Raw genomic sequence first — 8,064 nt, forward strand, 5'->3', positions numbered from 1 at the left:
CCAGGAGCGGAGCCGAGGTGCGGCAGCAGCGAACGCCAGGCGCTCGGCGGGCCGCAGAAGCTCACCACCGCGTGGTCGGCCAGCACCCCGGTCAGACCCCGGCCAGCCCCCGCCGCTCCAGCAGCGGCTCCGTGCGCGGGTCACGGCCGACCACCGCGCGGAAGCAGTCCAGCGCGGCGACGCTGCCGCCCCGGGAGAGCAGCTCGGCCCGGAAGGTGCCGCCGCTCTCCCGGACGGAGCGGCCGTTGCTGCCGAACCACTCGACGGTGTCCGCGTCCAGCACCTCGGACCAGATGTAGGCGTAGTACCCGGCGGCGTAGTAGTCGCCGGAGAAGATGTGCCCGAAGTAGGTGGTCCGGTAGCGCGGCGGGACGGCCGGCACGGCCAGCCCGGCGGCCTTCAGCGCGGCGGCCTCGAACACCTCGGCGTCGGCGATCTCGGTGCCCACCGGCACCGAGTGCCAGGCCCAGTCGAGCAGTGCGGCGGCCAGGTACTCGACCGTGCGGAAGCCCTGGCCGAAGTTCTCGGCAGCCGTCATCCTCCCGATCAGCTCGGCGGGCAGCGGCTCGCCGGTCTCGTGGTGGCGGGCGTAGTTGGCCAGCACCTCGGGCCGGGTCATCCACATCTCGTTGACCTGCGAGGGGAACTCCACGAAGTCGCGCGGCACCTCGGTGCCGGCGAACAGCGGGTAGCGGACGGCCGAGAACAGGCCGTGCAGCGCGTGGCCGAACTCGTGGAAGAGGGTGCGCACCTCGTCCCAGGTCAGCAGCACCGGCTCGCCGGGCGCGGCCTTGGCGACGTTGAGGTTGTTCACCACCACCGGGCGGCGGCCGAACAGCTCGGACTGCTGCACCAGCTCGTTCATCCAGGCGCCGCCGCTCTTGGACTCGCGGGCGTGGAAGTCCCCGAGGAAGAGGCCGATCGGGGAACCGTCCTCCTCGGTCACCTCCCAGACCCGGACCTCCGGGTGGTAGCCCGTCAGGTCCGCGCGCTCGGCGAACTTGATCCCGTAGGCCAGGCCCGCCGCGAAGAACACGCCGTCCCGCAGCACCCGCTCCAGCTCGAAGTACGGGCGCAGCGCCGCCGCGTCCACCTGGTAGGCGGACTGGCGCACCTTCTCCGAGTAGTACGCCCAGTCGTGCGCGGCGAGCTCGGTGATGCCGTCGGCCGCGGCGGCCTCGGCCAGCTGGGCGGCCTCCCGCTCGGCGTTGGCCACGGCGGGGGCGACCAGGCGGGCGAACAGCGTGTCCACGGCCTCGACCGAACCGGAGGTCTCGTCGGCCACCACGTAGGCGGCGTAGCTCGGGTGGCCGAGCAGCGCGGCCTTCTCGGCGCGCAGCGTGGCGAGCTTGATCGCCAGCGGGCCGTTGGTCTCCGCCGCGCGGCCGAGCGAGGCCTCGAGCAGGCGGGCGCGCAGGGCGCGGTCGGTGAGCTCGGCCAGCTCGGTCTGGTTGGAGAAGTTCTTCAGGCTGAGCACGTACTTGCCGTCCTGGCCGAGTGCCTTGCCGTTCTCGGCGGCCGCGGCCACCGCGTCGGCGGAGAGGCCGTCCAGCTCCTCGGCGGTGTCCAGCACCACCGCGCGGGCCCGGGTGTCGGTGAAGACGTTCTGCCGGAAGGCAGTGCCGAGCGAGGCCAGTTCGGCGTTCAGCTCACGCAGCCGCGCCTGCTCCTGCTCGGAGAGCCTGGCCCCGGCCCGGACGAAGCGCACATGGTGGCGCTCCAGCAGGCGCAGGTCCTGGGCGTCCAGGCCGAGCGTCTCCCGCTGTGCGTGCACCGCGTCCAGGCGGGCGAACAGGCCCTGGTCGAGCAGGATCGCGTCGGCGTGCGCGGCCAGCCGGGGGCTCAGCTGCGCCTCCAGCTCCTGCAGGCCCGGGGTGGTGTCGGCGCCGGACTGGTTCTCCAGGGCCCGCTGGGCCCGCACCAGCAGCTGACCGGTCCGTTCCAGGGCGACGACGGTGTTCTCGAAGGTCGGCTCCGCCTGGTCCGCCACGATGGCGGCGACCTCGGCGAGTTGCTCGGCCATACCGCGCTCGAACGCGGGCAGGTAGTGCTCCTCGCGGATCTCGGCGAAGGGCGGCAGCGCGAAGTCCAGGGTGCTGGGCGCGAAGAAGGGATTCTCAGTCACGCAGCCGACCTTAGGCCCTGCCGAGGCAGCGGTACCACGCCCTTTCGCCCGCCTTGCCCGGGCCCGTCCCACCCTGCGGCCGATTGTCGCCCGCACACTCGCCCTCCCGGTCTGACCAGGTGATTTCCACCGGGCGCTGCGCCCGGTCGTCAGTGCCACCCGCTACCGTCGGGACGCACGTCCGAACCGATCGCGAGAGGAGGCCCGTCGTGGCACCACGGATGGCGCTCGTCCCCGACCAGCACGGCTCCGGCGGCCGGCTGCAGCCCCTCGCGGAGGACGGCACCCCGCTCGGCCCGCCCCGGCCGGAGCCGCGGCTGGCCCAGGCGGTGGCCCGGGTGGAGGCCGAGCAGGCGCCGCGCTGGGTCTGGGCCACGGCCGAGAGCGCGTACCAGCCGCTGATGCCGCTGCGGCTGGCCCGCTGTCACGACCTGCGGCTCACCGAGACACTGTTGCTCGGCCATGAGGACCACTGGGGCGCGCCCCGCTCGCTGGGCGCCGCCTGGGCGCGCCTGCGCGGCCTGCCGGTGCCGGCCGACCTTCCCGAGGCCGCCGCCGCCGAGGCCCAGGACAGCCTCTTCGCCCCCGACCGGCTCCAACTCCCGCCCGGCACCGACGCGCTGGCCGCCGTGGTCGCCGTCCACGCCGAGCAGCAGCGCCGCCTGGCAGCCGTCACCGACCAGGCCGCCCGGGCCCGGCTGCGCCTGCTGGTGGCCGCCGAGTCGGCCGGCGGCCTGCTCGCCACCGAGATCGCCGACGACGGCCTGCCCTGGCGCGCCGACGTGCACGACCGGCTGCTCACCGAGCTGCTCGGCCCGCGCCCGCGCACCCCGGGCGCCCAGCCCAAGCTGCTGGCCGAGCTCTCCGCCGAGCTCCAGCACTCCCTCGGCGCCCGGTTCAACCCCGACTCGCACACCCAGGTGCTGCGCGCCTTCGGCGATCGCGGCATCCACCTCAGCTCCACCCGCTCCTGGGAGCTGGCCCAGGTCGACCACCCGGCCGCCCGCCTGCTGGTCCGCTACAAGGAGCTCTCCCGGATCCACGCCGCCCACGGCTGGGCCTGGCAGGACGCCTGGGTGCACGGCGGCCGGTTCCGCCCCGAGTACGTGGTCGGCGGCGTGGTCTCCGGCCGCTGGGCCAGCCGCGGCGGCGGCGCCCTGCAGATCCCCCGCATCCTGCGCGGCGCCGTGGTGGCCGACCCGGGCTGGGCCCTGGTGGTGGCCGACGCCGCCCAGCTGGAGCCCCGCGTGCTCGCCGCCCTCTCCGAGGACGCCGGCCTGGCCCGCAGCGCCGCCGAGGGCGACCTCTACGCGGCGCTCGCCGCCCAGGCCTTCCAGGGGGACCGCGAGAAGGCCAAGCTCGGCCTGCTCGGCGCCATGTACGGCCAGACCAGCGGGGACATCGGCCCGCTGCTCGCCACCCTGCGCCGCCGCTACCCGGCCGCGATGGGGTACGTGGAGGCGGCGGCCCGCACCGGTGAGGAGGGCGGCGTCGTCCGCTCCCGGCTGGGCCGGGCCTGCCCGCCGCCCTCCGCCGACTGGTTCGACCTGACGGAGACCCAGGAGGCCGAGGCCGGCGCCCGCTCGGCCCGGGCCCGCGGCCGCTTCACCCGCAACTTCGTCATCCAGGCCTCCGGCGCCGACTGGGCCCTCGCCCTGCTGGCCGGCCTGCGCCGGCGCCTCGCCGCCCTCAGCTCCGGCGCCGACCGCCCCCACCTGGTCTTCTTCCAGCACGACGAGGTGATGGTGCACACCCCCCTCGACCTCGCCGACGCCGTCACCACCGCCGTCACCGAAGCCGCCGAGGAGGCCCGCACCCTGGTCTTCGGGCCCACCCCGGTCCGCTTCCCGCTCAGCACCGCGGTGGTGGAGACGTACGCCGACGCGAAGTGACACCAGGGGCGCGGGGAACCGCGCGCAGCGGTGGGCCGTAGGCCCTGCATGGCCGCTCGCGCCGTTCCCCGCGCCCCTGGTCGTTTCCTACCGCCCGGGCAGCGACTGCGTCCCCTCCTCGCGGACGGCGTCCAGCGCCCGCGGGTCGAGCCCCAGGAACTTCAGGATCGTCGGCGCCACCTGCGTGGTCTCCACCCGCCCGGTGACCGTCCGCCCGGCGCCGCCCGGCCCGGCGACCAGCAGGGCCACGTGCGTGTCGTCCGCCGTGAACCCGCCGTGCTCGGCGACCTTCGTCGCGGTCGGCTTCGCGTACACCGTCCCCGCCTTGGGCAGCACGATCACATCCGGCGTCCGCGCGTCCTTCGCCGGGTTCCCGAACTGCCGCACCAGCTCCGGCCCCACCAGCACCCGGTCGATGTCCAGCTCCGCCGCGTGCGCCCGCAGCGCCGCCGCCACGGCCTGCGCCTGCTGCCCGTCCGTCAGCCACAGCAGCGCCACGTCGTCCGCCGTCGCCTGCGCCAGCAGGCCCGGCCGCACCCCGTTGACGACCGACCCCAGCAGCTTCTTGTCCACGATCTTCAGCTTCGAGCGGTCGACGGGCGACTGCCCGTGCTTGGCGGTGAGCACGATCTCGGTGCGCCGCTCAAGGCCCTTGGCCTTCAGCTCGGCCGTCAGCCGGCCGATCGCCGCGTCCGTCGCCGTCAGCGCCGCCGCGATCTCGGGCGAGAAGGCCCCCTTCGCCGCGTACCCCGCGGTCTTCTGCGCGACGCTGACGGCCTGGAAGTTGAGACCGAAGACGGCGGGCACCGGCTGGGCCTTGCTGCCGGTGTGGTCCCGGCCGTCGATCTGGTTCCTCACCCCGGCGACCTTGACCGCGTCGTAGGCGATCGTGCCGGCCACGGTGCCGTCGGTCGAGGCGATCTCCGGATCGAAGGCGTCCTCCACGCCCTGCCCGGACGGGCCGTTGAGCAGGTCGTACGCGGGGTGCTTGTCAGCCCAGGCGGTGGTCAGGCCGGCCGAGCGGGCCACCTCGAAGACGGTGTTGGTACGCAGGAAGGAGTGCGGGTAGACCGGCGTGCAGCCCTTCTTCGGGTCGAGCGGCAGCTTGGCCGGGTCGATCCCGCCGCCCGCGTCCAGCCTGCTCGCGTCGCGGTCCACTGCCTCGTCGAAGACCACCTCGGTGCCGACCGTCCGGCAGCCCGAGCCCGCCGGGGAGAGCGTGCGGTCGTAGGAGTCGTCGTAGTAGACGCCGGTGGACTTCGGGCTGCCGCCGGTGGTGAGCGCGAGGATGCCGGGGAAGGAGTCGGAGGGCTCGGAGCCCCGGGCGTCGGCGTAGGTGGTGCCCCGGTGGGCGAGCCGGGCCAGCGCCGAGCCGGGGTGCTGGGCCGTCCAGGCGCTCAGGTCGGCCGCGTGCAGGCCGTCGATGCTGATCAGCAGCACGTGCCGGCCACGGTGCGCGTCCGCGCCGAGCTCGGCGGCCCCGGCCGGGGCGGCGGCCGCGGCCACCAGGGCCGCGGCGGCGGCGAACAGGGCGGACTTCGAGGTGGTGCGCATCGTCACGGTGGAACTCCCCGGTCTCGGAAGGCTGCTGCGGTGCGAGAGGCACCCCACCAGCCACCGGTGAACAACCACCGGCCCGCCGGGCGGCCACCGGGTGTACGCGAGCCGCCCTGCGCGCTTTTTACCGCCGCCTGGGCAGCGCTTGACCCGCCGCTCTCACAACTTCCGGAAGTCCCGGGCGCCTTCCGCCGCGCTGACCACCTCGGCGAGCGAGGCCCCGGCCGAGGCGGTGACCACGGCCGCCACCGCCCCCTCCACGAACGGCGCGTCCACCAGCGCCACCAGGCAGCTCGGGTGGTCCTCCAGCGCGGTACGCGCGGTCAGCACCGAGCTGCCCAGATCGGGCAGCACGACCACCCCGGCGCCCGCGTCCGCCGCCGCCACGGCCCGCACGATCAGGTCGTAGCTGGTGCCGAGACCGCCGTCCTCGGTGCCGCCGGCCAGCTCCACCGGCACGGCGCCGGAGCCGAGTTCGAGCAGCAGCTCGCGCAGCCCGGCGGCCATCAGCGCACTGTGGGAGACGAGGACGATGCCGACATGAGTGTCCATGCCCACGACCCTAGCCGGGGCGGGCCTCCCGTACTCGGTGATCAAGTGAAGCCCGGACGGCCTTTCCGGCGTGAGAACGCGGGACCTGGTGTGCGAGATGCCGACCGGAGCGGGCCGAGCTGGCGTAACGTCACCAACGGCCCTCACCTTACTCGTTGGTACCACCAGCCGAAGGAGCCCGCCCGTGAAGAAGTTGATCAACAGCCCGGACACCGTGCTCACCGACGCCCTGGCCGGCTTCGCCGCCGCACACCCGGAGCTGACGGTGGACCTCGGCCAGCGGGTGATCAGTCGGCGGGCCCGGCCCGCCGCGCCCAAGGTCGCGGTGGTCTCCGGCGGCGGCTCCGGCCACGAGCCGCTGCACGGCGGCTTCGTCGGCCCCGGCATGCTGGACGCGGCCTGCCCCGGCGAGGTGTTCACCTCACCCGTTCCGGACCAGGTGCTGGCCGCCGCCCAGGTCGCGCACAGCGGCGCCGGGGTGCTGCTCGTGGTCAAGAACTACACCGGCGACGTGCTCAACTTCCGCCTGGCCGCCGAGCTGGCCGAGGAGGAGGGCATCGAGGTCCGCACCGTACTGGTGGACGACGATGTGGCCGTCCAGGACTCCACCTTCACCGCCGGCCGGCGCGGCACCGGCGCCACCGTCGTGGTCGAGAAGGCCGTCGGCGCGCTCGCCGAGCGCAGCGCCCCGCTGGCCGAGGTCGCCGCCCTCGGCGAGCGGGTCAACGCCGCCTCCCGCTCCTTCGCGATCGCCCTCACCGCGGCGACCGTCCCGGCCGCGGGCAAGCCCGGATTCGATCTCCCGGACGACGAGATCGAGGTCGGCGTCGGCATCCACGGCGAGCCCGGGCGGCGCCGCGAGCGGCTGCGCCCGGCCCGCGAACTGGCCGCCGAGGTGGTCGACACCGTCCTGGCCGACCACGAGCTCGCCGCCGGTGACGAGGTGATCGCCCTGGTCAACGGCCTCGGCGGCACCCCGCTGATCGAGCTGTACGTGGTCTACGGCGAGGTCGCCGCCCGGCTCGCCGAGCGCGGCATCACCATCGCCCGCAACCTGGTCGGCAACTACGTCACCAGCCTCGACATGGCCGGCTTCTCCCTCACCCTCACCAAGGCCGACCCCCACCTGCTCGACCTCTGGGACGCACCGGTGGCCACCCCCGCCCTCCGCTGGTCCTGAGCCCCTGAAAGCCCCCTCGATCGGAGCTCCCCTTGGACATCCCCCTCGCCCTGGCCTGGATCCGCGAGATCGCCGCCGCCGTCGAACGCGAGCAGGCCCGCCTCACCGAGCTGGACTCCGCGATCGGCGACGGCGACCACGGCAGCAACCTCAGCCGTGGCTTCACCGCCGTGCTGCCCGCGCTCGACGCCCTCGCCCCGGCCTCGGTCGGCGCCGTCCTGACGAAGGTCGGCACCACCCTGATCTCCCGGGTCGGCGGCGCCTCCGGGCCGCTCTACGGCTCCGCCTTCCGCGCGATGGGCAAGGAGCTGCCCGGCGAGCGGGCCACCACCGCCGAACTGGGCGAGGCCCTGGCGGCCGGGCTGGCCGCCCTGCGGGAGCTGGGCGGGGCCGCTCCGGGTGACAAGACCATTGTCGACGCCTGGGCCCCCGCGGTCGCCGCCTTCACGGCCGCCGCCGACCACCCGGGCGCCGACCACCCGGCCGCCGACCTGCCCGCCGCCGCGAAGGCCGCCGCCGACGCGGCCGCCCACGGCGCCGAGGCCACCACCGCCCTCCAGGCCCGCAAGGGCCGCGCCTCCTACCTGGGCCCCCGCAGCATCGGCCACCAGGACCCGGGCGCCACCTCCACCGCCCTGGTCTTCCAGGCCCTCGCCACCGTCACCGCCTAATGGGACTTGCTGAGTCGTAGAGACTCGGTGCCGTAGCCGCCAGCAGGTGAGCACTCTCTCCGCCGGAACCACTGCGAGTTCTGGGGT

At 74.8% G+C, this 8,064-nt stretch carries 6 protein-coding genes; 3 read left to right on the forward strand and 3 right to left on the reverse strand.

What is annotated here, in order from left to right; all coding sequences use genetic code 11:
* Positions 1-91: 91 nt before the first annotated feature.
* Positions 92-2,125, reverse strand: coding sequence for a M3 family metallopeptidase (locus tag ABT095_RS38430; protein WP_350534283.1), 2,034 nt, complete (start codon positions 2,123-2,125; stop codon positions 92-94).
* A gap of 221 nt (positions 2,126-2,346) precedes the next feature.
* On the opposite strand from ABT095_RS38430, the gene ABT095_RS38435 reads away from it, so the two are divergent.
* Positions 2,347-4,017 (forward strand): bifunctional 3'-5' exonuclease/DNA polymerase, encoded by a 1,671-nt coding sequence (locus tag ABT095_RS38435; RefSeq protein ID WP_350534287.1) that lies wholly within the window; start codon positions 2,347-2,349, stop codon positions 4,015-4,017.
* Positions 4,018-4,104: 87 nt separating this feature from the next.
* Here the strand turns inward: ABT095_RS38435 and ABT095_RS38440 are convergent, their stop codons facing one another.
* Together ABT095_RS38440 and dhaM are read right to left on the reverse strand one after the other, a co-directional pair.
* Positions 4,105-5,571 carry an alkaline phosphatase family protein gene (locus ABT095_RS38440; protein ID WP_350534288.1) on the reverse strand — a complete coding sequence of 489 codons (1,467 nt, stop codon included), beginning with the start codon at positions 5,569-5,571 and terminating at the stop codon, positions 4,105-4,107.
* A gap of 162 nt (positions 5,572-5,733) precedes the next feature.
* On the reverse strand, positions 5,734-6,126 hold the full coding sequence (dhaM, locus tag ABT095_RS38445) for a dihydroxyacetone kinase phosphoryl donor subunit DhaM (protein WP_350534284.1): 393 nt from the start codon (positions 6,124-6,126) through the stop codon (positions 5,734-5,736).
* Positions 6,127-6,310: 184 nt separating this feature from the next.
* Between dhaM and dhaK the strand changes: the two genes are divergently transcribed.
* Positions 6,311-7,306, forward strand: a complete 996-nt coding sequence (gene dhaK / locus ABT095_RS38450; RefSeq protein WP_350534285.1) for a dihydroxyacetone kinase subunit DhaK — start codon at positions 6,311-6,313, stop codon at positions 7,304-7,306.
* Between the two features lie 32 nt (positions 7,307-7,338).
* The gene (gene dhaL, locus ABT095_RS38455; protein WP_350534286.1) at positions 7,339-7,977 is read left to right on the forward strand and encodes a dihydroxyacetone kinase subunit DhaL; all 639 of its coding nucleotides are present in this window, start codon (positions 7,339-7,341) and stop codon (positions 7,975-7,977) included.
* Positions 7,978-8,064 lie beyond the last annotated feature (87 nt).

The organism is Kitasatospora sp. NPDC002227, assembly GCF_040296285.1.
Classification (GTDB): Bacteria; Actinomycetota; Actinomycetes; order Streptomycetales; family Streptomycetaceae; genus Kitasatospora.